The sequence below is a fragment of the Mycobacterium sp. E787 genome, from assembly GCF_001668725.1.
Classification (GTDB): domain Bacteria; phylum Actinomycetota; class Actinomycetes; order Mycobacteriales; family Mycobacteriaceae; genus Mycobacterium.
The window spans coordinates 1-25,952 of sequence record NZ_LZKL01000091.1 but is presented as its reverse complement, the minus strand read 5'-3'; the positions used below and the strand labels follow the sequence as shown (position 1 = coordinate 25,952).

The 25,952-nt window shown below is 68.9% G+C and carries 25 protein-coding genes and 1 pseudogene; 13 read left to right on the top strand and 13 right to left on the bottom strand.

The genetic code is table 11. From position 1 onward, the window contains the following. Nucleotides 1-181: 181 nt before the first annotated feature. Together A5705_RS18000 and A5705_RS17995 are read right to left on the bottom strand one after the other, a co-directional pair. A complete protein-coding gene (locus tag A5705_RS18000) occupies nt 182-943 on the bottom strand; it encodes an SDR family NAD(P)-dependent oxidoreductase (RefSeq protein WP_068278979.1) in 762 nt (253 codons plus the stop codon). A gap of 36 nt (nt 944-979) precedes the next feature. After that, nucleotides 980-1,810: an alpha/beta fold hydrolase gene (locus A5705_RS17995; protein WP_067875684.1), complete on the bottom strand. Its 831-nt coding sequence runs from the start codon at nt 1,808-1,810 to the stop codon at nt 980-982. A gap of 65 nt (nt 1,811-1,875) precedes the next feature. On the opposite strand from A5705_RS17995, the gene A5705_RS17990 reads away from it, so the two are divergent. Then, nucleotides 1,876-2,481: a TetR/AcrR family transcriptional regulator gene (locus A5705_RS17990; protein WP_068278972.1), complete on the top strand. Its 606-nt coding sequence runs from the start codon at nt 1,876-1,878 to the stop codon at nt 2,479-2,481. On the opposite strand, the gene A5705_RS17985 is transcribed toward A5705_RS17990, so the two are convergent. Continuing rightward, nucleotides 2,482-2,979: a nitroreductase family deazaflavin-dependent oxidoreductase gene (locus A5705_RS17985; protein WP_156763155.1), complete on the bottom strand. Its 498-nt coding sequence runs from the start codon at nt 2,977-2,979 to the stop codon at nt 2,482-2,484. Between the two features lie 49 nt (nt 2,980-3,028). Further along, nucleotides 3,029-6,061, bottom strand: coding sequence for an RND family transporter (locus tag A5705_RS17980; RefSeq protein ID WP_068278965.1), 3,033 nt, complete (start codon nt 6,059-6,061; stop codon nt 3,029-3,031). A 144-nt stretch (nt 6,062-6,205) separates the two neighbouring features. Between A5705_RS17980 and A5705_RS17975 the strand changes: the two genes are divergently transcribed. Then, entirely contained in the window at nt 6,206-6,916 is a 711-nt protein-coding gene (locus A5705_RS17975; protein ID WP_231964255.1) for a TetR/AcrR family transcriptional regulator, read from the top strand. A gap of 21 nt (nt 6,917-6,937) precedes the next feature. Here the strand turns inward: A5705_RS17975 and A5705_RS17970 are convergent. Next, a pseudogene (locus A5705_RS17970) lies at nt 6,938-7,880 on the bottom strand (PHB depolymerase family esterase). Between the two features lie 75 nt (nt 7,881-7,955). Between A5705_RS17970 and A5705_RS17965 the strand changes: the two are divergent. Further along, complete coding sequence (locus tag A5705_RS17965; protein WP_067875700.1) at nt 7,956-8,414, top strand: MarR family winged helix-turn-helix transcriptional regulator; 459 nt, start codon at nt 7,956-7,958, stop codon at nt 8,412-8,414. Nucleotides 8,415-8,489: 75 nt separating this feature from the next. Continuing rightward, complete coding sequence (locus tag A5705_RS17960) at nt 8,490-8,759, top strand: DUF4242 domain-containing protein (protein ID WP_067875702.1); 270 nt, start codon at nt 8,490-8,492, stop codon at nt 8,757-8,759. Between the two features lie 6 nt (nt 8,760-8,765). Here A5705_RS17960 and A5705_RS29025 read toward each other — a convergent pair whose 3' ends face one another. Next, nucleotides 8,766-11,675 carry a helix-turn-helix transcriptional regulator gene (locus A5705_RS29025; RefSeq protein ID WP_068278961.1) on the bottom strand — a complete coding sequence of 970 codons (2,910 nt, stop codon included), beginning with the start codon at nt 11,673-11,675 and terminating at the stop codon, nt 8,766-8,768. 156 nt (nt 11,676-11,831) lie between these two features. Between A5705_RS29025 and A5705_RS17950 the strand changes: the two genes are divergently transcribed. The 6 genes from A5705_RS17950 to A5705_RS17925 all read left to right on the top strand — a co-directional run bounded on the left by A5705_RS17950 (nt 11,832) and on the right by A5705_RS17925 (nt 16,293). Beyond that, entirely contained in the window at nt 11,832-13,208 is a 1,377-nt protein-coding gene (locus tag A5705_RS17950) for an FAD-binding oxidoreductase (RefSeq protein ID WP_068278960.1), read from the top strand. 123 nt (nt 13,209-13,331) lie between these two features. Beyond that, nucleotides 13,332-14,159 (top strand): pyridoxamine 5'-phosphate oxidase family protein, encoded by an 828-nt coding sequence (locus A5705_RS27335; protein WP_156738289.1) that lies wholly within the window; start codon nt 13,332-13,334, stop codon nt 14,157-14,159. Continuing rightward, complete coding sequence (locus A5705_RS17940; RefSeq protein WP_197516912.1) at nt 14,156-14,815, top strand: SRPBCC family protein; 660 nt, start codon at nt 14,156-14,158, stop codon at nt 14,813-14,815. The genes A5705_RS27335 and A5705_RS17940 overlap by 4 nt, the downstream gene beginning before the upstream one ends. Nucleotides 14,816-14,889: 74 nt before the next feature. Continuing rightward, nucleotides 14,890-15,480, top strand: a complete 591-nt coding sequence (locus tag A5705_RS28200) for a hypothetical protein (RefSeq protein WP_156738290.1) — start codon at nt 14,890-14,892, stop codon at nt 15,478-15,480. Then, nucleotides 15,480-15,986, top strand: a complete 507-nt coding sequence (locus A5705_RS17930; RefSeq protein WP_068279095.1) for a flavodoxin domain-containing protein — start codon at nt 15,480-15,482, stop codon at nt 15,984-15,986. Before A5705_RS28200 ends, A5705_RS17930 begins: the two co-directional genes overlap by 1 nt. 49 nt (nt 15,987-16,035) lie before the next feature. Beyond that, nucleotides 16,036-16,293 (top strand): hypothetical protein, encoded by a 258-nt coding sequence (locus tag A5705_RS17925; RefSeq protein WP_067875716.1) that lies wholly within the window; start codon nt 16,036-16,038, stop codon nt 16,291-16,293. 10 nt (nt 16,294-16,303) lie between these two features. Here A5705_RS17925 and A5705_RS17920 read toward each other — a convergent pair whose 3' ends face one another. Then, nucleotides 16,304-17,101, bottom strand: a complete 798-nt coding sequence (locus A5705_RS17920; RefSeq protein WP_231964256.1) for a PaaX family transcriptional regulator C-terminal domain-containing protein — start codon at nt 17,099-17,101, stop codon at nt 16,304-16,306. 60 nt (nt 17,102-17,161) lie between these two features. Between A5705_RS17920 and A5705_RS17915 the strand changes: the two genes are divergently transcribed. Continuing rightward, entirely contained in the window at nt 17,162-18,343 is a 1,182-nt protein-coding gene (locus A5705_RS17915; RefSeq protein ID WP_068278958.1) for an SRPBCC family protein, read from the top strand. Here A5705_RS17915 and A5705_RS17910 read toward each other — a convergent pair. The 5 genes from A5705_RS17910 to A5705_RS17890 all read right to left on the bottom strand — a co-directional run bounded on the left by A5705_RS17910 (nt 18,330) and on the right by A5705_RS17890 (nt 24,291). After that, nucleotides 18,330-19,142 (bottom strand): polysaccharide deacetylase family protein, encoded by an 813-nt coding sequence (locus tag A5705_RS17910; protein WP_067875782.1) that lies wholly within the window; start codon nt 19,140-19,142, stop codon nt 18,330-18,332. The two genes, A5705_RS17915 and A5705_RS17910, sit on opposite strands and share 14 nt — an antisense overlap. 247 nt (nt 19,143-19,389) lie before the next feature. Further along, on the bottom strand, nt 19,390-20,781 hold the full coding sequence (locus A5705_RS17905) for an alpha/beta hydrolase family protein (RefSeq protein WP_068278955.1): 1,392 nt from the start codon (nt 20,779-20,781) through the stop codon (nt 19,390-19,392). Nucleotides 20,782-20,862: 81 nt separating this feature from the next. Beyond that, a complete protein-coding gene (locus A5705_RS17900; protein ID WP_068278952.1) occupies nt 20,863-23,064 on the bottom strand; it encodes a cation-translocating P-type ATPase in 2,202 nt (733 codons plus the stop codon). Between the two features lie 50 nt (nt 23,065-23,114). Then, nucleotides 23,115-23,327, bottom strand: a complete 213-nt coding sequence (locus tag A5705_RS17895; protein WP_067875731.1) for a heavy-metal-associated domain-containing protein — start codon at nt 23,325-23,327, stop codon at nt 23,115-23,117. Nucleotides 23,328-23,469: 142 nt separating this feature from the next. Continuing rightward, on the bottom strand, nt 23,470-24,291 hold the full coding sequence (locus A5705_RS17890; RefSeq protein WP_067875734.1) for a mycofactocin-coupled SDR family oxidoreductase: 822 nt from the start codon (nt 24,289-24,291) through the stop codon (nt 23,470-23,472). A 104-nt stretch (nt 24,292-24,395) separates the two neighbouring features. Between A5705_RS17890 and A5705_RS17885 the strand changes: the two genes are divergently transcribed. Beyond that, on the top strand, nt 24,396-24,869 hold the full coding sequence (locus A5705_RS17885; RefSeq protein ID WP_067875738.1) for an SRPBCC family protein: 474 nt from the start codon (nt 24,396-24,398) through the stop codon (nt 24,867-24,869). Nucleotides 24,870-24,985: 116 nt separating this feature from the next. After that, on the top strand, nt 24,986-25,477 hold the full coding sequence (locus A5705_RS17880) for a DUF417 family protein (protein WP_067875741.1): 492 nt from the start codon (nt 24,986-24,988) through the stop codon (nt 25,475-25,477). Here A5705_RS17880 and A5705_RS17875 read toward each other — a convergent pair. Then, a partial coding sequence (locus A5705_RS17875; RefSeq protein ID WP_068278948.1) for a TetR/AcrR family transcriptional regulator occupies nt 25,401-25,952 on the bottom strand: 552 nt, incomplete at its 5' end. The two genes, A5705_RS17880 and A5705_RS17875, sit on opposite strands and share 77 nt — an antisense overlap.

Genomic DNA, 25,952 nt, shown 5'->3' with positions numbered 1-25,952 from the left:
GGTCGCTGGTCGTGCTGAGGAATCGAGTGCGCCAATTCCGTCGCGAATTCTCACAATCCCGAACGGTCCCAGACCGCGTCGAGCGTGGGGCGTATGCACTCTTTTCCAAGGATTTTCGTGCATATCCCCCACGTTCGGCGAACCTGAGTGAGGCCGGCCCCCCGATTAACGACTCACGACGCTAGCCGCCCACCATCATCAGGCCCCCGTCGACGGCGAGCAGCTGCCCGGTGATGAAGTGTGAACCGGCGCCGGCCAGGAAGACCAGCATCGGCCCCACGTCTCGCGCCGGCTCGCCCAGCGCCCCGCCGATCGGGATCATCATCTGCATCTGTTGGTCGATGAGGGCGCCGGCCTCCGGGCCGAGGAATTCCCGGAAGCGGGCGGAGCCGGGTGTCTGCACCGCCGGTGCCAAGGCATTGACCGTGATGTTGTCGGCGCCCCAGGCTTTCGCGGCCGATCGCGTCCACGCCTGTACCGCGCCCTTGGTCGCGGCGTAGACCGCCGAGATGGCGCTGCCCATCACGGCTTCGGATGATCCGAAGTTGATGATCCGGCCACCCTTGGGATCTTGGCCCTTCATCACCGCGTAGGCGGCCTGGTTGGTGAGGATCGTCGCTTTGACGTTGGTGTCGAGCAGGAACGAGATGTCGTCGACGCCGATGTAGCCAGGGATGCCGGCCTGCCACAGCCCCGCGGCGTTCACCAGGACGTCGAGCCCGCCGAGCCGCTCGGCCGCCTGCTGGACCATCGCCGAAACGGCGTCGGCCTCGCGAACGTCGCACTGCAGCCAGGTGGCCGCGAGGCCGTCCGGCGGCGGGGTCCGGTGGTAGGTGCCGACGACCTCGGCCCCCGCGTCGATGAGGACCCCGATCGCGGCCGCGCCGATGCCGGTCGCTCCGCCGGTCACCAGGATCCGCCGGCCCTGCAGCACGTTTTGCATGACCGAGAGCGTAGCGCCCGCAAGCGCCGGCGGGCCCTAGGTGCGCACGGCGATGGACGACAGCAGGTCGGCGAGCCGTTGCGGCTGGTCCACCATCGAGAAGGTGCGCGCCCCCTCGATGACCTCGAGGCGGGCGTTGGGGATGGTCGCGGCCAGCCGTTCGCCGTCACCAAGCTCGAAGAACACGTCGTCGGCCGACCAGGCGACGAGAGTGGGTATCTCGATCTCGGACAGCCGGGCGGCGACACCGGTGGTTACCTCGGTGCGCAGCGACAGGGTGAACCGGCGCAGGTCTTCGGCGATGGCCGGATCGGATAGCCCCGGGCGCACCCAGGCCTGGGTGAGGTCGTCGATGTTGCGATGCGCCAGGCCGTCGAACGCGCGCTTGCGCGCGGCGGGCGCCCGCATGGCCTGGGCGACCGCCTTGAACATCGTCTTGGACTTGGCCGCCAGGATCACCGGCTTGAGGATCGGCGGCGGAAAGTGTTCGAAGGCATCGCAACTGGTGAGCACGAGCGCGCCCAGCCGCTCGGGACGGTGCACCGCGACGAGTTGCGTGACGACCCCGCCGGTGTCGTTGCCGACCAGCACCACGTCCTCGAGCTCGAGCGCGGCAAGCACATCGGCGACGATGCCGGCCACGCCGGTGATGGTGCGGTCGGCGCCGGGGCGCAGGGGCTGCGGGTGCGCGCCCAGCGGCCAGGTCGGGGCGATGCAGCGCAGGCCGAGCCGCGCGAGCCGTTCACTGACCTGGCGCCAGAGTTGGCCGCCCATCATGTACCCGTGCACGAACACCACGGGCCTGCCGTTCTCGGGGCCGGTTGCTTCGTAATGAATGGTTCCGGCATTAATGTCGATCGTCGACATAGCTGACCCACCTTCGAGATACACTTACAAACAGGCTGTCTGTTCGTAAGTTACCAACAGGCTGTATGGAAATCAAGAGACGGACCCAGGAGGAGCGCTCCGCGGCGACCCGCGACGCGCTGATCTCGGCTGCCCGCAAGCTGTGGGGCCTGCGCGGGTACGCCGAGGTCGGGACCCCGGAGATCGTCGCGACCGCGGGCGTTACCCGCGGCGCGATGTACCACCAGTTCGCCGATAAGGCAACGCTTTTCAGTGAGGTGGTCGAGGCCGTCGAGCAGGACGTGATGGCCCGGATGGCGACGCTGGTGGCCGAGTCGGGGGCGACGACGCCCGCGGACGCGATCCGGGCCGCCGTCGATGCCTGGCTCGACGTCTCCGGCGACCCGGAGGTGCGCCAGCTGATCTTGCTGGATGCGCCCAGCGTGCTCGGCTGGCCCGCCTTCCGCGACGTCGCCCAGCGCTACAGCCTGGGCATGACCGAACAGCTGCTCGCCGAGGCCGTCAAGGCCGGCCAGCTGGCCGAGCAACCGATGCGACCGTTGGCGCACATACTCATCGGCGCGCTCGACGAGGCGGCCATGGTCATCGCCACCGCCGACGACCCGAAACGCGCGCGGCGCGAGACCGGAGAGGTGCTGCACCGGCTCATCGACGCGATGCTGAACGGGTAGTCAGGCGCTTGGCGGATGCAGCCACACGAACTGCTTGAGCTCCCGTGCCGGCAGCCGGAAATATGATGGAACTGCTTGCAGCACAGCCGGGCTCATGGGGATGATCTCCGGGCGTTCGAGGCTGAAGGTGCGCCCGTGCCACGTCAGGGCCGCGCGACCGGAAGCCATGAGGTTTCGGCACCAATCCACGTCGGCGCCATACGACAACCCGATGACGAACCCGCCCTCGTAAGGGAAGGCGCCCACGGGTGTCACGTACGTGCGACCGGTACGACGCCCGACGTGTTCGAGGAGCGCATACGGTGAATGCGGCCTGCCCGCAATCGGGCGAATGACCTTGTTGTACGGCTTGAGCAATGTGGGTCGCAGCCGTGGGTCGTGCTGCACGACCTTCGCCACCGCATAACTGACCAATAGCCACATCGCCGCCACGGCGCCCAGCGTCAGGCTGAGCCTGTAGACCACCCGAAACAACGGGGATGCCAGCCCAGTTCGCATACGGGCAGCGTATCTGCCGGCATCGCCGCGCGCGTCGGGCAGAAGCTCCTCATCGATGTGGCCACCAGCTCCTCTCGCGTACGAGCGTGGCGATCGCGGGGACGGTGAGCGTCCGGACGACGAAAGTGTCCAGCAGGATCCCGCAGCCGATGATGAACCCGGCCTGGATCATCATGTCGAGCGATCCGATCATGAGTCCGAACATGCTTGCGGCGAAGATCAGCCCCGCCGAGGTGATGACGGAGCCGGTGCTGGTCACGGTCCGCAGGACGCCGACGCGCATGTTGCGGCCCGATTCTTCGCGCAGGCGGGAGATCACCAGCATGTTGTAGTCGGCGCCGACCGCGATCAGCAGGATGAACGCCAGAAGCGGCACCGGCCAGGCGATGGCGTGGCCGAATCCGTACTGGAAGACCAGCACTCCCAGGCCCAGGGCGGCGAAGTAGTTCAACACCACGGTGCCCAGCAGGTAGAGCGGGGCGACAACGGCGCGCAGCAGCGGGATCAGGACGACGCCGACGATCAGCAGGGTAGCGGCGGCAAGGCGGCTGAAGTCCGCGGACAGCAGGTGCTGGAGGTCGGAGTTGACGGCGGTGAACCCGGCCATGGAGACGGTGGCGCCGGCCAGCGAGGTGTTGGGCCTGGCCGCGTTCGCCGCGTCGATGATCGCGTGGTTCAGGGCCATCGCCTCGCCGGAGTAGGGATCGTACGAGGTTGTGACGGCGAATCGGGCGGTGCGGCCGTCGGGGGAAATGAATTGGCGCGCCACGTCGCTGAATTGGCGATTTTCGAATGTGGCGGGGGGGAGATAGAACCCCGAGGCGGCGTCCGAGCCCGAGGTTGCGCGGGCGGAGTTCTGTAGCTGGGCGGCGACTTGGCTCATGCCGCTGAGCAGTTGAATGTTGCTGTCGGCGAGCGCACGCACGCCGGCGGCCAGCGCCCGGGCGCCCGAGGCGAGCCGGCCGACACCATCCTGCAGGCGGTGGACGTTGCCGACGATGTCGCCGGGGTCGCCTGCCGCGCCGAGGGCTTGCCGCATGGTGCTGGCGGCGTTTTGGACGTCACTGAGGGTGCCGGCGAGAGTGGCGGTTTGGCCGAATTGGTCACTGAGACCGGCGACCTCGTCGAAGAATCCGTCGTTGCGCAGCGTGACGAGTACCCGGGTTTCGTCGCGCAGTTGCGCGCATTGCGGCATGGTCGCGCACCATGCCGAGGTATTGAGGCTTTCGACGAGGGGTTCGATTGTGGCAATGGCGGTGGCGGCCTGTCGGGCGAGGGGCCCCAGCCCGGCGCCGCTATGTACGGCTTGATCGACAGCGGGTGCGGTGGCGTCGAGTTGTTGCAGCAGGGGGCGGCCGCTCTCCAGCCTTTGGCCCGCGTTTTGAGCTTGCTTCAACAGGCCCGTCAGCGGCGTCAGTGCGCGACGCAGTGTGGTGTCGAGCTGGCCCAGGCCCGCGGCGAGTTGGTCGGCTCCGGTGGTGAGCTTCGCGAGGTCGTCTTTGTGGGCTTCCCCGTCGGCGGCCGCGCTTGCCATCTTGTCGCCGATTCGCCCGTTCTGCCAAGACAATTGCGCTTGATCGAGCCGGTTCCCGGTTGGGCGGGTGACGCCGGAGACGCGGATGACCCCGGGCAGCTGGGCGACCCGCGACGCCAGCGCGTCGAGGTCGGCCAGCCCTTTCGCCGTGCGCAGGTCGGTGCCGGATTGCACCAGCAGGAATTCGCCGACGACGGTGTCTTTGGGGAAGTGGCGATCCAACAGCTGGTAGCCGCGGTTGCTCGCGGTGCCGGCGGGTTGCCCTTTGCGGTCGTCGTAGCTGATCGTCATGGTGACCACGACGGCGGAGAGGGCAAGCAGTATCACGAGGCTTGCGGCCAGCAACGGCGCCGGCCGTCGCACGACCAATACGCCAATGCGGTTCCAATACCGGCGGGACAAATCGGCGCGGGGCTCGGCGATGCCGCGTTTCGCGGCGAGCGCCAGCAGCGGCGGCAACAGCGTGACGGTGGCCAGGAACCCGATCAGCACGGCAACGGCGCAGGCGGGGCCAACCCCTTGGAAGGCGCTCAGGCGCGCGAACACCATGGACGCCAACGCCAAAGCGACCGTGGCGGCGGAAGCCAGAATGACGCGGCCGATGCTGCCGCACGCGTGGACGATCGCCTGGTCTGGGGCTGTGCCGTTTCGCCGCTGCTCGTGGTAGCGGCTGATCAGGAACACGCTGTAGTCGGTGCCGGCGCCCAGGAGAACGGCGGTCATGAAAGCGACGGTGAACTGCGAAACCGGCACGCCGAATTCACCCAGTGCCGACAGGACGCCCCGGCCGACGGCCAGGCTCGCGGCGATGACCAGCAGTGGTAGCACGGCGGTGGCCACCGAGCGATAGACCAGCAGCAGGATGACCGCGATGAGTGCCGCGGTCGCGACCGAGATGATGAGCAACTCCCGTTCGCCCGAGGCGATCTGATCGCGGAATGTCGCAGCCGGGCCTGTGACGTAGGCGATCGTCGAGGATCCGGCGAACTGGGTGGATGCGATCGCGCGCACGGCGTCGACGGACTCGGCCGCCCGGGGGTCGCCCAGCGTGCCGGCGATTCCGACCGGCAGGAACCAGGCTCTGCCATCTTTGCTCACCGCCTGCGTCCGGGTAGTCGGGTCCGCAAGGAGGTCCTGCACCAGCAGGATGTGCGGTTTGTCGGCGCGCAGGGCGGCCACGAGGTTGTTGTAGCGTTGCCGCGCCGACGGGGTCAGCCCCGCCGGGTCTTCCATCGCGACGACAATCGAGGTCTTGGCGCCCCGCTCGCCGAACGCCGTCGTCATGCGGTCGAGCGCTTGAAACGACCCCGTGTCATTCGGCAAAAGTTGTACCGATTGCTGTCGGACCACGGCCTCTAACTGCGGGAAGATGACGGCGAGGACGGCAGCGGCGCCGATCCACGCCCCGATCACCAAAGCTTTGTGGCGAAGGGTGAACTGGCCCAACGCGGCAAGGCGCGCACTGTACTCACCGCTGCGTCGGCGCGGCCCGGCATCACGACGCGGCGCCTCGACGGTCGCCGTCGCACCGCTGCCGGCCCCCGTCATCGCCGCCCCCGGCGATTCCGCAGCAGTCCGCACCCGCCCGGCACGTGCACCGGCTGAAGAAAGATCGGACTTTCCATCCCTACGCCCCCTGTCATATTGGTGAAGTGCTTCACCAAACTGCTTTGGTGATATCCTTCACCAAAGTTGGGCGCGAGCGCAAGTCCGGGCCGGATTGGAGGGTTCAACGCAGGTATGGCAGTGCATCGTGGTCTGACCGCCGAGCAACGACGTGAGCAGCGCCGCCGGCAACTCATCGACGCCGCCCTCGACACGGTCGCCGAGCACGGTGTGAGCAATCTGCGCGTCCGGGCCGTCAGCGCGAGAGCCGGTCTGAACGATCGGTATTTCTACGAGAGCTTCCGCGACTGCCATGAGCTGCTGATCGCGACTTTCGATGACCAGTTCACCCTGGCGCTGACGGGAATCATGGCGACGGTCGCCAACTCACCGCACCAACTCGAAGCCCGCGCCCGGGCCGTCCTCGAGTTCGCGTTCGACTTCCTCGGCGAGGACTCACGGCGACCACGGTTACTGATCGAGCTGCAGACGGCCGAGGCGCTCTCGGGCCGTCGCCACGAGGTGATCGAGGTCCTCGCCGGCATCGTGGTCAGTCAGGTGCGGGCCCTCCTCGGCGACGCCGCCGGAAGCGACGACAACGTCACGCTGACCGCGCTGACGGTCGTTGGTGGCCTCCTCGAACTGACCACCCAGTGGTACCGACACCAGGTCAATGTCAGCCAAGACCAGCTGATCGAATTCATGATCGCCCTCGTCGTGACCACGACCGACATCACGGGCGCGCTTGAACGCCGACTCACGCCACCGAATAGCAGTGCGGGCGCTGAAGATATCTAGCCCGGCGCGCCGTCCGCGGTCTCACCGATGCTGCTGGGCAAGGAATTGCCAGACGGTGTCGGTGGCGTTGAGCGCCGTCGACGGCTCGGGAATCCCGGCGAGCTCGGCGAGCGGGCTGGGCTGGCCGCCGGGCCATTGATGGCCGGCGCCCGCGACCGAGATGAGCTCCACCGTGCGTCCGTCCGGGCACCCCGCCGTTTGGGTGGTCACGCTGCCGGCGGTGGTCGACGTCGGTGGTCCGCACCCGTCGATGGACCGCCAGGTGGCGTTGACCGCCTCCACCGAGGGCCCGTCGACGCGGGGATTTCCGTTGATAGCGAAGGCTTTTCCGGGTCCGCCGGTGTAGGGGACCCGGTCGTCGGCGGTGCCGTGGATCTGTAGCACGGATGTCGGACGCGCCTGGGAACAGTCGGTCAGCAGCGTGCCGGCCACCGGGGCCGATGGCGGCGAAGGTGTCGGTCTGGCAGCCCAGCCGAAGCGCCATCATGGCCCCGTTCGACATGCCGGTGGCGTAGACGCGCGCGCGATCGATCGGAATTTCCCGCTCGATGGCTCCGACCATCGAGGTCAGGAAACCGACGTCGTCGACGTTGTCGCGCTGCGGTTGCCCGCAGCACGTCCCGGCATTCCAGGCGCGATTGAGGCCGTCGGGGTAGGCGACCAGGAAGTGCCCGTTGTCGGCCTCGGCGTCCCAGTTGTAGGACCGCTCGGCCTGGGCGCCGTTGCCGAACCCGCCGTGCAGCATCACCACGAGCGGTACCGCGTCCGGCAGGCCCTGAGGCCGGTACAGGTGAAAGGTCCGGTCGACGCCGCCCGAGTCGATCGTCTGGGTGGACTGCCCGACCGGAATCGATTGGGAACCGGGGGATCCCAACGCGTGCCCGCCGCCCACACAACCGCCGAGCACGACCGCCAAGACCGAGAGGAGACCGACGACGAGTGCCCGAGCGTGTGGCGACCGCATGGAGCCATGGTGGCACCGATCGCAATATTTGACAAGCAGCTTGTCAAACTCCGCTGGAGTGGCACACTCGTTTGCATGCGACGCGTTGCCGATGCCGAGTGGAAGCCCACCGTCCCGGCGCTGGTGAATTTGGTGGCCGCCTCGGGGGCGCCGCGGTTGAGGGCGGCCTTCGCCGTCGCCGGACTCGACGGCATCCGCCCGGCGCAAGCGGTTGCCCTGGTGCCCCTGGCGGCCGGCGGACTGCACGCGTCGGATCTGGCCGACCGGCTCAGGGTGAGCCGCCAGGCGGTGGCCCAGGGGATAGCCAGCCTGGAGCGGCACGGCTATGTCACCCGGGTGATCGATCCCGCCGACGCCCGAGCCCGGATCATCGAGCTGACGCCGCGCGGCCGCGAGGCGCTGCGCGTGATGCGTTCCAACGCAGTCGCTTTGGAGCAGCGCTGGAAAGAGGTACTGGGGCCGCAACGGTTGGGCGAACTGCGCGAAACCCTGCAGACGTTGCTCTCCAGTGAGGCCGACGCGTCCTCCGATTGAAGCCGGTCGGGAATTGCCGGGTCCCGGCCTTCTATAGGGCGTAGGTTCGACCCAACACAATGACAGGAGTCCGCCGTGCCCATCTTCATGGTCGAGCGCAACTTTGCCGAGGAAATGGAACCGAGCTTCGAGGTCGCCGACGGCATCAACCGGATCAACGACCACGAGGGGGTGCGCTGGATGTACTCGTTTCTCTCCGCCGACAAGCGGAAGACCTACTGCCTGTACGAGGCGCCGTCGCCCGAGGCGATCCGGACCGCGGCCGCGCGGGCCGGCCTGCCCGCCGACGTCATCGTCGAGGTGCGTGATCGCGTCATGCCCGACGGGGGGTTGTCGGCGATTTGAGGCAGCTCAGCCGAGCAGCTCGTGATCGGCGGCATACATCGCCGCCTGCGTGCGATTGGCCGCGCCCGTCTTGATCAGGATGTTGCGCACATGGTTGGCGGCCGTGTTGGTGCTGATGTAGAGGCGTTCGCCGATCGCCCGATTGCTCAGCCCCTCCGCGAGCAGGCGCAGCACCTCGACCTCGCGTTCGGTCAGGCCATCCGGGCCGACGGGGCCTCCCGTCAGCAGCGAATCCACCAGGTCGACGACCCGGTTCTGGCCGATCTGCACCGCGAGGGCGCGCGCCTCGTCGGCCAGGCGCCGCGCCCCGTCGGTGTCGCCGGCCGACGCGGCGAAGGCGGCGAGCCGGGCCAGCGTCTCGCTGATGTGAACCACCGAGCCCATCCGCCGATCCATCTCGAGCGCCGCATCGAAATGCCGCTGGGCCGCGGCCGTGTCGCCGTCGAGTGCCGCCATCCGGGCGAGATACCGGTCGGCGCTGCCGAACAGGGCGACGAACTGGCCGGCGACCAGGTTCTTGCCGGCGTAGCGGGACACATAGGGACGCAGCGCGTGCAGCGCCTCGCGGTTGCCCAGCTGCAACGCGGCCTCGATCATGAACACCAGCTCCATCGGCCACTGCGCCTCGTTGGTGCGGTCGCCGAGTTTGCGGTTGATCAGGTGGTTGAGGGCGCGGGTCATGCCCGCCTCGCAGCCGAGCTCGGTGTACAACGCGAGCAGACCGGGAACCCACCGCCCCGCGAAAGTCTCACTGCCGTCGATGAATTCGGCGAACGTTTTCAGGTCCCCGGTCTCGCGCTGGATCATGAACATCTGGACCCCGTTGGAGCCCTTGGTGTCGTCCGCGTCGAACAAGTCACCGGTGCGCAAAGCGATGTCGGCCCACCGCTGCGCGCCGGTGAAGTCACCGCGCAGGTAGGCCAGCGCCTGCTCGACGCAGGCGCCGACGAAACCGAAGACCGGCTGTCCGATGGCGTCGCCGGCCCGGCGCATGTCCGCGGACGATGCGGCCAGGTCGTCGGGCCGGCCGGCCAGATAGCTGACCATGGCGCGAAAGTGGGACGACGCGCCCAGCACCTCGTAGTTGCGGCGCGCCAGCGCCATGCGCGATACCTCGGCCGAACGCTCCGCCTGGATTTCGCAGAGCTCCGGGGTGAGCCCGTGCCACAGGCTGGCCTTCAGGGTGTGCATCAAGACCGCGGGATCGCCGGCGGCTCGCGCACAGTCGATGGCTTTGTTGCCGATCTCGCGTGCGCGCTCCGCCTCGCCCGCGAATGCCAGCGCCCTCCCGAAACTGCCGAGCGCCTGGATGTAGCGCAGGTCGTCGGTTGTCAGCCCGCAGGATTCCAGCGCCGACGCGAGCAGGTCGGCCGCCGTCGAATCAGACTGTCCCCGGCGCCAATTCGCCTCCTCGTAACCGACGGCTGCCCCCAGGCGGATGAGCGGGTCGTCCATCGCGCTGAGGCGTTCGTAGATCGCCCGCGAGCGCGCGAAATCGCCGGCGCGCACATGATTTGCTGCCGCATCGAGGTCCAGCCGCGCCCGGTCGGCGCGGCTCAGTTCGGGCAGCGACGCCGCCCGCTCGAACCACCTCGCCGCGTCCTCGTAAGCCAGGCTCTGTTCGGCCATCCGGGCCGCCTGGTGCGCGTAGCGCAACGCCTGCTCGTGGTAGCCCAGCACGTGCGCGCGCAGGTAGTGGTTCGCCAGGCGGGGAACGACGGACGGGTCCGCGCGCCCCTCGAGCGCCTCGGCGGCGCGTGCGTGCATGATTCGCAGTCGCGAGGCCGCCATCCCACCGAACACGGCCTCGCGGGTGAGCGCGTGCACGAACGAGAAGTCGCCGTCGGAGTCGCGAACCGGCCGGATCAGCCCGACGGCTTCGGCGGAGTCGACGGCGGCCAGGGTCGCCGGCAGATCGGTTTCGCTGGCGGCGACGAGGGCGGGCAGGTCGAACGTTTCGCCCAGCACCGCGGCCTGTTCGATGACGCCACGGACGCCGGCCCCCAGTCCGGCAAGGCGGCGGGCAATGGCGTCCCCGATGGAAGACGGCACGGTTCGGTGAGCGCTCAACATGGCCAGCCCGCCGCGGTTCTCCAGGTCGTTGACGAGTTCGGTCAGGAAAAACGGGTTGCCGCCGGTCTTGTCGCGCAGCAGGGCGGCGGCCGTGCGAGCGGTCGCGGGGGCCAGCTGCTGGGTCCGGCTGACGAACTCGGCGATCGCCTCGGTGTCCAGCCCGGCGAGATCCAGGCGCCGGACCCCCTCGAAGCGGTGCAGTTCGGCCACCCGGGTGGTGAGCTCGTCGGAGCGGTCGGGTTCGGTGGTGCGGAACGTGGACACCACCAGCAAGCGGACATCGGCGCAGCCGATCAGGACGCGTTCGAGCATCGCGAGGGTGGGCAGCTGCGCCCAATGCAGGTCGTCGAGGATCAACGCGATCGGGCGGTCGGCCGCCAGGCGGCGCAAAAAGCCCGTCAAGGCGTCGAAGAGCGCCTGCCGCGGCGACCCGACGTCCATCGCCGGCTCGGCCTCGGGCACGTGCCGGTCCACGTGGGCGGACAGCCGCCGCAGCTGGGGCCCCGCGTCGGCGAGCAGGTTTGCCATCGAGCCGACAGGGGCGGCGGTCAGCATGCGATCCAGCGCCTCGGCGAACGGTGCGTACGGGACGTCGTCGTCGGCCGTCGAGCGGCCCGCCAGCACCGCGACGTCGTGGTCGGCCAGCGTCCCGGCCACCTCGGCGGCCAACCGCGTCTTGCCCGCCCCGGGCTCACCGCCGATGAACACCGCCTGGCGGTCGCCGCGCTCGACGCGCTCCCAGGCCCGCTCGAACGCCGCGAGTTCGGCGTCGCGACCCACCAGCGGGCCGCGACGGCGTGCCACCAGTTCCGCCGGAAGCGGTGGCGGCACCCACTGCGCCATGCAAACAAGGTAACCGCGCTGATGTCCGTCGGTCGATAGTCAGATGTGACTATCGTTGAGTGTCCCGGAAATGCTCCGTTGTGGTCATGACGCGTGGCCTTCTCCCGTCGTAGCGTCGCGGCATCACTACCCGGGAGCAAACAAGGAGATGCGGCCATGAGCCTGACAACCGCAACCGAGGAACTACGTGGCCGATTCGGGGCGAGGGTCATCCTCCCCGGTGACGCCGGCTACGACGAGGCTCGGGCGTTGCACAACGCCATGATCGACAAGCGGCCCGCGGTGATCGTGCGCTGCGCGAGCCCGACCGACATCGCGGGCGCTCTCGACCACGCCCGCACGTCGAACCTCGCGGTCGCCGTTCGCGGCGGCGGCCACAATGGACCCGGTTTCGGTTGCGTCGAGGGCGGACTCGTCATCGATCTCTCGCCGATGAACCGCGTGGACGTGGACGCCGAACGGCGCGTCGCCCGCGTGCAGGGCGGGGCCACGTGGGGGCGGGTGGACGGCGCGACCCACGCGCACGGGTTCGCGACGCCGTCCGGCATCATCTCCAGCACCGGCGTCGGCGGGCTTACCCTGGGCGGCGGCCACGGCTACCTGACCCGCAAGTACGGCCTGACCATCGACAACTTGTTGGAGGCCGAGGTCGTGCTGGCGGACGGTCGCGTGGTGACCGCATCCGAGGCGGAGCACCCCGAATTGTTCTGGGCGCTGCGCGGAGGCGGCGGAAACTTCGGCGTGGTCACATCGTTCACGTTCCGGCTGCATCCGGTGCACACCGTGATCTGCGGTCCCACGGCGTGGCCGTCGTCGGCCACCGCCGACATCCTCGGCTGGTACCGGGACTTCCTGCCGGCCCAGGACGAGGAGCTCTACGGCTTCTTCGCGAGCATGACGGTGCCGCCGTCGCCGCACTTTCCCGAGGCTTTTCACCTGCACAAGGTGTGCGCCGTGATGTGGTGCTACACCGGCGATCCCGCTCGGGCCGACGAGGCGTTCGCGCCGGTCCGGCAGATGCGGCCGGCCTTCGATGGCGTGACCACGGCCCCCTATCCCGTGCTGCAGTCCACCTTCGATACGCTGTATCCCAAAGGCCTGCAATGGTATTGGCGCGGGGACTTCATCCGTACGGTGCCGGACGCCGCGGTGGCGGCCCATGCCCACTTCACCGAGGAGCTGCCGACGATGCACTCGACGATGCACCTGTACCCGGTCGACGGCGCGGTCCATCGGGTCGGCCAGACCGCCACCGCGTGGGCCTACCGGGACGTGAACTTCTCACAGGTCATCGCCGGCGTCGACCCCGACCCGGCCAACGCCGAGGTGTTGAAGCGCTGGACGAAGGAGTACTGGGAAGCCATTCACCCGCACTCGGCCGGCGGTGCCTACGTCAACTTCATGATGGACGAGGGCCAGGACCGGGTCCGCGCGACCTACGGCCCGAATTACCAGCGCCTCACCGAGATCAAGGCGCAATACGATCCGGGCAACGTGTTCCACATCAACCAGAACATCCTGCCGGCGGGATGACAGAATCGGTCGTGCGACAGCTGGTTTGAAGCCGCCGAAGCCACTGAAGCCACTGAACCCATTGGGTCGTGACCTCCCGGGAGGGCGCCGCTCGTGATAACCCGCGATGTCGAGGCGAGCGCGGTGGCGGACTTGGCAATCCGCCCTCCACGCGCGGCGTTGGTCGCCTTCGGCGGTGACCAACTCGTGGTCGTGCCGGTGACCGTGACCCTCGAGCGGCCCGTCGATCCCGCGTCGTCACCCCGCATCGCGCGGGTGCCGGAGGGCAGCCCTGATCTGGCGGGTCGCAATGTCGTGGTGATCGCCGACGACGGCCCCCAGTGGTTCCGGCTGCGCTCGCTGACCGTCCGGGGTACGGCCGAGGCGGTCGGCCGGTCCACCTATCGCGTCGTGCCCAGGCGAATCGTGGCCTGGGACTATGGCTCGCTGCGCGAGGTCCCGGGCCCGCCGCCCACGAGCTCACCGTCACCGCCGACATCGTTGCCGGCCGGCGACGAGCACCACGCCCAGCCCCTGCATTCGCCGAATCTGCAAGCGGCGCTTGACAGCTCGCGGGTGATGATCCTGGCCAGCCGTTCGGAGCAGGGAACACCGTTCGCGGTGCCGCTGTGGTTCGTCACCTTCCGGGGCCGCATCTATGCGACAACCTCGGCGGCATCCTGGACGGTGCGCAATGTCGTCGCTTCCCCGGGGGTGGCCCTGTTGCTCGGCGGGGAGGGCGGGGACTCAGACCGGCTCCTCGTGCGCGGATACGCCCGAGCGGTGCGGGGTGCGCCGCCGCCCGCGGTGCTCGCGCGGATAGCGTGGCGCTACTACCTTCGACCGGAGTTCGCGGCGGTGGAGCTGAGCCACCTGAGGCTATGGGCGCTGCGGGTGCGGTATTACCTGCAATCGCGGGCCGCGTACATCGTGATCACGCCCCGGACGGCGACCGAATGCCGGGTGCAATGACGCGCTGGCGCTGGGCTGTCCCCGTCACCGGGCTGATCGGCTACGACGTGCTGGTTCGGCGCGCCCTGTTGGATTGGGGCGCGACCGAAGCCGAGCGGCGGATGCGGTTGCCGGGCGACGACATCGCGCAGGACGTGATGAGCCATCGCACCCGGGCGGTGACGATCGATGCACCGCCGGCCGCGGTTTGGCCTTGGCTGGTGCAGATCGGTGATCGCAGGGCGGGCTTCTACAGCTACGACTGGGTCGAGCGTTACCTGTTCCCCGGAACGGTGCACTACGTCGAGGGGCGTCACTCGGCCACTCGCATCCATCCCGAATTGCAGCAGGTCGAGATCGGTGACCGGATCGACACCGGGTCGGTCGGTTCCGTGCGCATCGGAAGCCCGGTGACGGTTCTCGAGCCCAACCATGCGCTGGTGATCGGCACCTGGGCATTCGTCTTGCTGCCGTTGCCCAACGATCGCACCCGCCTGCTGGTGCGCGAGCGCGACGCCGGCTGGTTGCGGTTGCTGGCCCCCAGGGACTTCGGCCTCTTGTGCGCGCTCGGCGCCATCGTCGATTACGCAGTGGGTGAACCGCTGCACTTCGCCATGGTCCGAAAGATGATGCTGGGCATCAAGCAACGCGCCGAGACCGCTCACCGGGATCGCTGATCCGTGCCCACCGTCCTCGCGATAAAGGACCAGTGGCCCTAGGACTCGGCGACGTTCGGTTGAACAATCCCACCATGGCAGCGATTGGCGCAGAACGCATGCTGATCGAATCGGCGGTCCCGACCTACGACGCGATGATCGCCGAGCACGTGATGGTGGCCGCCGATCCGGCGACCACGTTTCAGGCCGCCAGGTCCCTGGACCTGCTCACCGTCCGCACGCCGTTGCTGTCGGCGTCGATGTGGGTCCGTGGCTTGCCGGAGCGGCTGCTGGGCAAGGCCGTCCCGCCGCCACCGCGGCTGGTGATGAGCGAGAAGACAGGGCTGCCGGGATGGCTACCGCTCGGCGAACGACCGGACCGCGAGATCGCGTTCGGAGCGGTGGGAAAGTTCTGGCGGCCGGTCATCGAGTGGCGTGACGTGGCGCCGGAGGATTTCGCCGGATTCGCCGAGCGGGGCTGGGGAAAGATCGCCGCGAACTTCTCGGTGGCACCCTACGGTGACGGCCACACACTGCTGAGCTACCAATGTCGAACCACCACAACCGATTCCGATTCACACCGGCGGTTCGTTCGTTACTGGTGGCTGGTTCGGCCATTCGTCGCGCACATCATGCGCGCGACGCTCGACGCGATAAAGGCCGATGCCGAGGCGGGGATCAAGTGATGCGCGTTTTGGTGACTTTCGGATCCAAGCGGGGCGGCACCGGCGGGCTGGCCACCATGATCAGCGACGCGCTGACCGATGCGGGATGCGACGCGGTGGTACACCCCGCCAAGCACGCCGGCGGGCTCGACGGCATCGATGCGGTGATCGTCGCGGGCGCGTTGTACGCCAACAGGTGGCACCGCGACGCGCGAAGGTTCGTGCGCCGAAATACCCTGGCATTGCGCGGGTTGCCCGTTTGGCTGGTCAGCAGCGGTCCGCTCGACGATTCGGCCGAAAAGCGTGACATCCCGCCCACGGCTCAGGTCGCGAAGTTGCTGCATCGCGTGGGCGCCCGCGGTCACGTGACCTTCGGCGGTCGGCTCGAACCGGATGCAAAGGGTTTTCCCGCCAGTGCGATGGCGAAGAAGAGGGCCGGTGACTGGCGCAGTCCCGCCCATGTGCGGCGGTGGGTCGGCACGGTGGTCAACGAGTTGCACCGGCCGACGGTCGACCAACAGGCTTAGGGACCGAAACTGGGCCGAGTCGCCCGTCGCGATTGCATAATCGTGAGCTATGGAAGATGCCCACGTTTACCGCCGTCTCGCGTTGCTCGAACAGCAGGTGCGTCTGTTGTCGGAACGGCTCGGGGTCCCGTGCCCGACATTCGGGAGCGACGTGGGCAGCACCCCGGTCGGGCAGTTCGAGGGCGGTGTGCCCTCCGAAGTCGCCGCCCTCGCCCGGTCCGGGAACGCGATCGCCGCCATCAAGTTGTTCCGTGAACTCACCGGCGCCGGCCTGCGCGAGGCGAAACAGGTTGTCGATTCGCTGTGAAGCATCGGCGCTAGGGTCGACGGAAAGCGCCGTGAGCGCTGTTCATTCGTCGTTTGAACGCCCGATCGAAACGGCGGTAGGTGCTGCGCAGCGTGTGCCCCGGCCAGCGGTCGCCGGTGATCTCCACGGGCAGCAGCGGGTCGAGTTGCAGGTGTCGCACCACCGCGATAGAGAGCGCGAACTGGTAGGTGAAGCTTCCGGTGTGATCGTCGCGCTCGTCCGTCTCGAGCGCGGCGTCCATGGCATCGATGAGGACCGCGGCGTCCTCCGCCCACTCGTCCAGGGAAAACAGCGATCGCACGGCGTCGTCGGTCATATCCGTCGCGGCGCCGTAAAAGTGGGTGCATTGCTGGTCGACCACCGCCCGGAATGTCGGAAGCCGTTGCGGATCAAGGTTGTCCGGGCGGATCCACACACCCTCACGAAGCTCGGCCAAATGCAGGGCCGCCGCGGCCTTTCGGAGCTCGAGGCGTTCGGCCGCCGATCGGCGTTCCAGTGCGACGATCGCCAATTCCCATGTCCCGTCCCATTTCTGCGCGGCTGCGGCGTCGATGCGCGAGGCCTCGTCGACGCGCTGGCGGCGCTCCGACAAACGGCCCGCGAGCGCATAGCTGCCGCCGTCGGCGGTCAGTTCGCCGTTTGACACCATCCGCCACAGGCACGTGCGCGCCGCGCCCGCGCTGATGCCGAACAGCGCGGCCACGGCGACCAGTTCCGCAACCGTCAGGCGCCCGCCGTCGGATCCGAGCAGGGCCGAGGCCAGCACCGAGCGCGCGCTGAGCGGTTGAGCGTCGATGAGGTCGCCCACGGAACGAAACATATCACTCATTGATTGACACGTGACGACCATGCTGTGATACTGAGCCGCATGAGCTCGCCGACGAAGTCGGTGCTCGCCGACGATGTCGAGATCGTCCGGCGCGTCCTGGCCCACATCGACGCCGGTACCACCGACGAGGGTGCGCCATGGCGTGAGCCGGTCGAAAACTATTTGAGCACAACACGATTCGCGGAGGAAGTCCGGCTGCTTCGTGCGATGCCGAGCGTCTTCGCCCCGTCGGCCGCGATCGCCACACCGGGCGACCATGTCGAGCGAGTCGCGTTCGGTGCGCCCCTGTTCGCGGTGCGAGGGCACGATCGACGGGCCCGGGTGTTCCGCAACGCCTGCCGGCATCGCGGTTTCGCGCTGGTCGAAGGCGCCGGTTGCTCGCATGCACTGGTCTGCCGCTACCACGGCTGGACCTATCGGCTGGACGGGTCGCTTGCGCACGTTCCGCACTCCGAGGCGTTCCCCGACCTGGACTCGGCGGGCCGGGGCCTCGTGGAGGTCCCCAGCCGCGAGGTGGACGGGCTGATCGTGATCGATCCGCTCGACCCGCCGGGCCTCGACGACGCCGATCCGATGGCCGCGCTGACCGACGGGAGCCCCTGGCGCGACAAATTGCTGCCGGCGCAGCGGCTCGTTTATACGGATTCGACTGTGCGGGCGATGAACTGGAAGGTTCTCGTCGAACAGTTTCTGGAGGGCTATCACCTCCGCTCAACGCACCGAGACACCTTCTACCCGGTGCAATACGACGACCTCAATGTCGTGGAGACGTTCGGCCCGAATAGCCGACTCACCTTCCCGTACCGCAATATCGAGCGACTCCGGGACCGCCCGGAGTCGACCTGGAACGTCGACGCGCGGATCACCTACGTCTATCACTTGTTCCCCAACGTGATGGTGGCGACATTCCCTGACGTGGTTTCCGTGGTCGTGATCGACCCGGTGGACGTCGATCGCACCACGGTGAGCACCTATTCGATGGTGAAACCCGAAGTCGCCGAGCGGGCGTCTGTCGACCCGTCCAAACGATTGGTGGGCGCGGGCAGCTTCATCGAGCGGGGCCTCGCCGAGGACAACGAGATGTCGGAGGGCGTACAGCGCGGGTTGCGCTCCGGCGCGAACGAGTTCGTGGAGTTCGGCCGTCACGAGAGCGCGATCGGGCATTTCCACGCCACGCTCGACGCGCGCCTGAGCCGGATGGCGGCCGCTACGGCGTCTTGAGGAAGACGTCGTTGAGGGTGACGGTACGCAGGTTCCGGTCGCGGATGATGTCCACGAGTTCCGGGTAGACGTGGGTGACCGGCGGGTGGTTGAGGTGCCCGATGACGATGGACTGCGGGGTGAAGTACTGATCGGCCATCTTCACGATGTAGTCCTCGGTGATCAGCGTGGAATCCGACAGCGAACCCGACCATAGGGTCGGGACGGTGTAACCGAGGTCCGCGGCCACCGCGTCGACGGCGGCGTTGCGCTTCGCGTAGGGGGGACGCCAGTAGGGCTTGGCGCCGATGCCGTAGGTCTTCTTCAGGAAGTCGTCGTTGCGGGTGAGCTGCTGGGCGATCTGATCCTTCGGCAGGGTGGTCAGGTCCGGGTGCGACCAGGTGTGGTTGCCCAGCTGGATCTGCCCGGAGTCGACCAGCGGCCGCAGCATCTGCCGGTTTTCGGTCCAGGACTTGTAGATCCCGTTGACAAAGAACGTGAGCCGCACGCCGGTGTCTTTGGCGAACTGCGTGTAGGCGCGCACCACCTCGCTGTTGACGCCGTCGTCGACGGTCAGCGCCAGCAGATCGCCCTCGCCAGGGATCTTGGTCAGGGCTCCGCCACCGGGCAGCGGGATGCGAGCGCTGAGCGCGGGCGGCGGCAGCAGCGTCGACGGCGCGATCGGGCCCGAGGTTGCCGCGACGTTCGCCGGGGGCGCCTGCGCGAAGGTCCGGGGCTGCGGGTCGACCACCAGACGGGCCGCCCCCACGCCGGCGACGGTCGCCGCGGCCAGCGCGCCGAGGAAACGGCGCCGGTTCAGCTCCGGCGTGCCGCGGCCCCCGCCCGAGGCGCCGCCGAATGCGGTGATGGCGAAGGCGCGGTTCCGCGTGGGTCTTTTGCGGTGCGATGTCGGCACACGCGCCCCGGTACCCCGGATGCCTTCGGTGCCAAACTCCGCCGCCACAGCAGCGAACGGTACCAGTGCCGGTTCGCGCACGCCGGATTCGTTACAGGAGGGTCAGCTGTGAATTCAGCCTCGAAAGGGTAACGGTCTTGCTTAGCTGGGATCAATGCGCAGCCCCGCCGCCGCGCCGCGGCAAGGGCACGGGCTCGACGCTCGGGGTTCCCAGCGTCCCCGCCAGCCACGGCAGCGCCGCGGCGAACGCCTGGGCGGCGAACGGCCAGTCGTGCCTGCCGGGCTGGGTGACGACCGCGCAACTGATCCCGTTGGCCGCCGCGGCGGCGCACAACGAGTTGGCGGCGGCGTCCTGGCCCTCCGGGTTGGCGGCGGGGTCGGTGCTGGGAGCGGCGAGGTCGGGATCGGCTTCCTGGGCGACGGTGCGCGCACCGGACGACGCGGGCACGTCGAACCATCCCGACAGCCCGGTGTAGCGGCCGTGTCGGCCGATGACCGTGGCCGGGTCGAAGGCCGCCCAGGCGTCGCCGTTGCCGCCGAACAGGCGGGCGACGGTCTGCTCCTTGGTGCCGATGCTCGGGCTGCGGTCGCCGGCGATGTCGACGAACGCGCTGAACAGCTCGGGATGCATGACGGCCAGGTCCACGGCGCAGGTGCCGCCCATCGACCATCCGGCGACGCCCCAATTCGACCGGTCGGCGCTGACGCCGAAGTTCGACACCACGAAGGGCACGACGTCCTTGGTCAGGTGATCGGCGGCGTTGCCGCGGCTGCCGTTGACGCACTCGGTGTCGTTGTCGAACGAACCGGTGGGATCGACGAACACCAGCACCGGGGCGAACCCGTGGTGGGCGGCGGCGAAGTCGTCGATCGCGGTGAACGCGCCGCCGGGGCGAAGCCAGTCGGCCGGCGTGTTGAACGCGGAACTGATCATCATGACCGCCGGCAGCCGGGGCGGCGGGTTGCTGTTGAACCAGGCCGGGGGGAGATACACCAGCTCCTGGCGGTGCGGGAAGTGCGATGCGTCGGCGCTGATCGTTACGGGAACGACGACGCCCTTGGCCGGTTTGGTCCCCTCGAGCTGCATCGCGGTGACCCTCAGCCGGTCGATCTGATCGGGCAGCGGCTGCGACGTCAGCTGATCCCATGCGGCCGCCACGGTGGGGAAATAGCCGACCCAGCCGTTCAGGGCGAGCGCCGCGCACAGCGCGCACAGCGGTACCGACGCCACCGCCAGCGCACGACGCCACCAGCGGGCGCCCGGCCAGCCCAGCAGCAGCACGGCGGCCGCGAGCCCGCTCATCGCCACCCACAACCACAGCAACAGGGGCGCCGGGTCCCCGGCCACGCCGATCGACGTGATGTACCAATAGGACAACGCCGTGACCGCCGCCGCTGCGGCCAGCGCAGCCGGCAGCGCCCAGCCCCGCCAGCGCCGCCTGCGCCACCCGACGGCGCCGATGACCGCCAGCAGCGCCAGGGCCTGCGCCGCCGCCGGCAGCCAGCCGTGCAGCAGGGACCACTGTTCGACGAAATGGGGCAACGGTCGTGACCTTCGCTCAATCCGATCGTTCTGCGAATAAACCCACCGGCCGTGGCTTGCGGACGCGGTGGGCCCGATCAACTATCCCACAGGATCGTCGCGCATCGTGCTTGCAAACGAGCGAAGCCGCAGGCTGTTGCCGACGACAAACGCGCTGGACAGCGCCATCGCGGCGCCCGCGAGCATCGGGTTGAGCAGGCCGAGCGCGGCCAACGGGATGGCGGCGACGTTGTAGCCGAAGGCCCAGAGCAGGTTCGTCTTGATCGTGCGCAGCGTCCGCCGGGAGAGGCGGATCGCGTCCACCGCGGCCCTCAGGTCGCCACGCACCAGGGTCAGGTCGGCGGCCTCGATCGCGATGTCGGTGCCGGTCCCCATGGCCAGCCCCAGATCGGCGGCCGCCAGGGCCGCGGCGTCGTTGACGCCGTCGCCGACCATGGCGACGACGTTGCCCTCGGATTGCAGGCGCTCGACGGTGGCGACCTTGTCGGCCGGCAGCACACCGGCGATAACGTGCGCGATGCCGAGCTCGTCGGCGATGCGCCGCGCGACGGTCTTGTTGTCGCCGGTCAGCAGGATCGGGGTCAATCCCAGGGCCTTGAGCTGCCGGATTGCCCCGGCGCTGGTGGGTTTGACGGTGTCGGCCAGCACCAGGACGCCGCGCATGCGACCGTCCCACCCGACGGCGACGGCGGTCTTGCCCTCGCGCTCGGCGCGGGCTTTGGCGGCCGAGAGCTCCGCGTCGGCACACTGGCCGCGCTCGGCCAGCAGACCCTCCCGCCCGACAACGACGGCGCGGCCGTCGACGACGCCGCGCACGCCCCGGCCTCCCACGTTCGCGAAGTCGCGGGCGACGGGCAGGGCGCCGACTTCCGCCGCGGCGGCCTTGGCGATCGCGCGCGCGACGGGGTGCTCGGAGGCGTGCTCCACGGCCCCGGCACAGCGCAGCAGCGCCGCGCGATCGGTGCCCGCGCCGGCGATCACGTCGACCAGAGTCAACGTCCCGGCGGTGACGGTGCCCGTCTTGTCCAGGACGATGGTGTCGATCTTGCGCGTCGACTCCAAGACCTCCGGTCCGGTGATGAGCACGCCGAGCTCGGCCGCGCGACCGCTGCCGACCAACAGGGCGGTCGGCGTCGCCAACCCGAGCGCGCACGGGCACGCGATGATCAGCACCGCGACCGCGGCCGTCAGCGCCGCCGCGAGCGGAGAGCCGGCGGCCAGCCGGATCGCGAGGGTGGCCGCCGCGATCGCGATGACGATCGGGACGAACACGCCCGCGACCCGGTCGGCGAGCCGCTGCACCTCGGCCTTGCCCGATTGCGCCGCCTCGACGAGCCTGGCCATCTGGGCCAGCTGGGTGTCGTCCCCGACGCGGGTCGCGCGGACGATCAAACGGCCGCCTGCGTTCACGGTGCCGCCCGTGACGGGGTCGCCCTCGCCGACCTCGACGGGGACGGGCTCGCCGGTGAGCATCGAGGCGTCCACCGCCGAGGATCCCCAGACCACGGTCCCGTCGGTCGCGATCTTCTCGCCCGGGCGCACGACGAACTCGTCGCCGATCCCCAGCCGATCGGTGGGAACGCGCGTCTCGGCGCCGTGCCGCAGCACCGCGACGTCCCTGGCGCCGAGCCGCAGCAGGGCCCGCAACGCGGCACCCGCGCGCCGTTTGGAGCGCTTCTCGAAGTAGCGGCCCGCCAGGACGAACAGGGTCACTCCGGCGGCAACCTCGAGATAGATGTCGGCCGCGCCGTCGCCACGCGCGGCGGTCAGCTCGAAGCCGTGGCGCATGCCCGGCCGTCCGGCCGTCCCCAGGGCGAGGGCGTAGAGCGACCAGAGAAACGCCGCCAGCGTCCCGACCGAGACCAGCGTGTCCATCGTGGCGGCGCCGTGCTTGAGGTTCGCCCACGCCGCGGCGTGGAACGGGCGGCCCGCCCATCCGACGACCGGTGCGGCCAGCGCCAGCGACACCCATTGCCAGTGACGGAATTGCAGCGCCGGGATCATCGCCATCGCGATCACCGGGACCGCGAGCACGATCGCGGCGATCAGCCGGGTGCGCAGCGCCGCGAGTTCGGCGGTCTCCGGTGCCTCGGGCGCGGGTTTCGGTGTCGGCAGCGCGGCCGTGTAGCCGGCCTTCTCGACTTCGGCGACGATCGCCCGCGGGTCGTATCCGGCGGGGACGATGACGGCTGCCTTCTCGGTCGCGTAATTCACCCGCGCATCGACCCCGTCGAGCTTGTTCAATTTCTTCTCGATGCGCGTCGCGCACGAGGCACAGGTCATCCCCGCGATCTCGAGGTCGAAGCTGTGGACTGCGGTCGGTGGGGCAGGTTTCACGCGACCAGGACCGCCTGGTAACCGGCCTCGTCGACGGCCCTCAGCACATCCTCCGCGTCGACGGGAACAGAACTCGCCACGACGAGCCGGCCGGTGCGCGCGCTCACGTCCACTCCGTCCACGCCGGGGACCTGGCTGACCTCCGCCCGGACGGCGGCCTCGCAGTGCCCGCAACTCATGCCGGTCACCCGGTACTCGCTCGTCGCCATCACCCTCCTTCCGGGCCTTATACCCGCGGGGGTACGGCCAAACGCGTCGCCGTGCCGTGGGTGTTCCCGCGCCGGATGCCGTTACCGCGGGCAGCACCATTCTGCCTGGACGGCGGGTGAACGCGCCGCGGGAGGACCCCGATCAGACGTAGCCGACGCCGATATCGACCGACACCTGGCTCGCGGTTACCAGCCGGGATTGGTCGGACACCAGCCAGGCGACCGCATCGGAGATGTCTTCGGGCTGGGCGATGCCGTCGGGCAGCAGCGGTTTGTGCAGGCCCCGTAGGTGCGGGTAGGAGTCGGCGGCCGATCGCAACGCGTCGCGCATCCGGCCCGTGCCCATCGGGGTCGCGACCGCTCCCGGGTTCAGGCTGTTGACGCGGATGTTGTGCCGGCCGAGTTCGGCGGCGAACGCGCGCGCCATCCCGACGACGGCATGTTTGCTCGCCGTGTAGTGGATCATGAACGACTGCATGTTGATGCCGGCGGCGGACCCGATGAGGACGATCGAGCCGCCCCGACCGCCGTCGATGATGTGATGAGCGCCGGCCATCACGGTGTTCCAAGTGCCGATCACGTTGGTGTCGATGGTGTCGCGGAACGCCTGCGGGGTGATCTGATCCCACGGCGCGGGACTGCAGATCCCCGCGTTGGCGACGATGATGTCGAGCCGGTCCAGTTCGCCGACGGCCGCGGCGACGGCGGCCGTCAGCGCGTCGAGGTCACGGATGTCGACCGCCGCCGTGATTGCCCTCCTGCCGTTGGCGCTCACCAGTCGCGCCGTCTCGGCCAGGTCGTCGGGCGTCGGCGAATCGTAGGGAACGCTGGGCGGCAACGGCCCCGCGATGTCGACCGCGATGATGTCGGCGCCTTCGGCGCTGAGTCGCACCGCGTGCGCACGTCCCTGTCCTCGCGCGGCGCCGGTGATCAGCGCCACCCTTCCCTCAATCGACCGGCTCACCGAACGCCTCCATGCTGAACGTCGTTGTTCGAACGGTTGCAAAAATTCAACTCGGCGAAGCGTAGCGTCGATCCGGCGCCATGGACGCCCGGAAGGAGACCGTCATGACCGTCAACGTTGTCGATGCGGGGCCCCGACAGGTAAGTCGGTCGGTTGAAGTGGACGCGCCGGCCGCGGAGTTGTACGCGATGGCGGCGGACCCCCGGCGTCACCACGAGTTGGATGGGTCGGGCACGGTCGGCGACAACATCAAAGTCCCGGCGGAACTGGCTGTCGGTTCGAAGTTTTCGACGCACATGAAGATGTATGGCGTGCCGTACCGCATCACCAGCACCGTGACCGCGCTCAAACCGAACGAACTGGTCGAATGGCGTCATCCGGTGGGGCACCGCTGGCGCTGGCAGTTCGAGTCGCTCTCGCCGACCCGGACGCGGGTCACCGAGACGTTCGACTACAGCCGGGCCGGCGCGGTCAAGAACGGGCTGAAGTACTACGAACGGATGGGTTTCCGGAAGGCCAATGCCGCGGGCATCGAGGCGACGCTGGCCAAGCTGCGCGATCGCTACGCGGGCCGGTAGTCCATCGCCGCGGCACTGAAAAGATTGGGCGGCTGAACCCAATCTGGGTGTCGTTCGTGGGTCTCTATGGGTCGACGTCCGGTCGCCCGCCGCCCCGCAGGAAGGACCCTTCGCCGATGATCGTCCGCGCCCCGGCCGCCGCCGTGACACCGCATCGCCTCTCGCAGCTGCTCACCCGATCGGGACAGCTCATCAGCCGCTACGGGTTGGTGGTCGTCTTGGCCTGGATAGGGTTCGGCAAATACGTGAAGATGGAATCCCGGGTGCTCATCGAGCACAGCCCGCTGATGAGCTGGATCTACCACGTGGCCAGCGTCACCGTGGTCGCGCACGGGCTGGGAACCATGGAAATCGTTGCCGCGCTTCTCATTGCGCTGCGCCCGGTGTGGCCGCGGGCATCCGCGGTTGGCAGCGCCCTGGCGGTGGTGCTATTCATGGGGACGCTGAGCTTCCTGTTCACCACTCCCGGCGTGGTTTCGACGCACGCCGACGGCCTGCCCGTGTTGTCCGCGCTGCCGGGCCAGTTCCTGCTCAAGGACCTCGTCTTGATCGGTGTCGCGCTGTGGACTCTCGGCGACTCGCTTGCGACGCGAAAAGCGTTCCCCTGATCAGTTCTTTGGCCGACTCCAGGGCGGCCGCGTGGGCGTCCGGCGCCAGGCTGGCCGCACGTTCCGTCAGGCCGCGAGCCAGCGCGTAGATCGCGTTGGCCGCGGCGTCCGGGTCGGTGCCCGGCGGCAGCGCCTTGCGCTCCCGGGCGTCCTCGACGATGTCATTTATGATGTCGCGCAACGCTTTTGACCCCGGATTCCGTGTCCGGCCGCTGCGTGGGTGTGCCGACATTTCGGCTCGCATCGTTCGATCGAACGCGGCCAGATACGGATACTCGCGCAGCAACCGGCCCAGCTCGTCCAGCACCGCCTCGAGGCGGTCGACGACGTCACCGGAGCGGTCGGCGGCCTCGCGTAGCCGTCGGGATGCGATCAGGTCGATTTCCGCGACCGTCGCCGCGAGCAGCTCCGACTTGTTCGGAAAATAGTGATAGAGGCTGCCGCTGGTCATGTCGGCGGCCCGGGCGATCTCGCG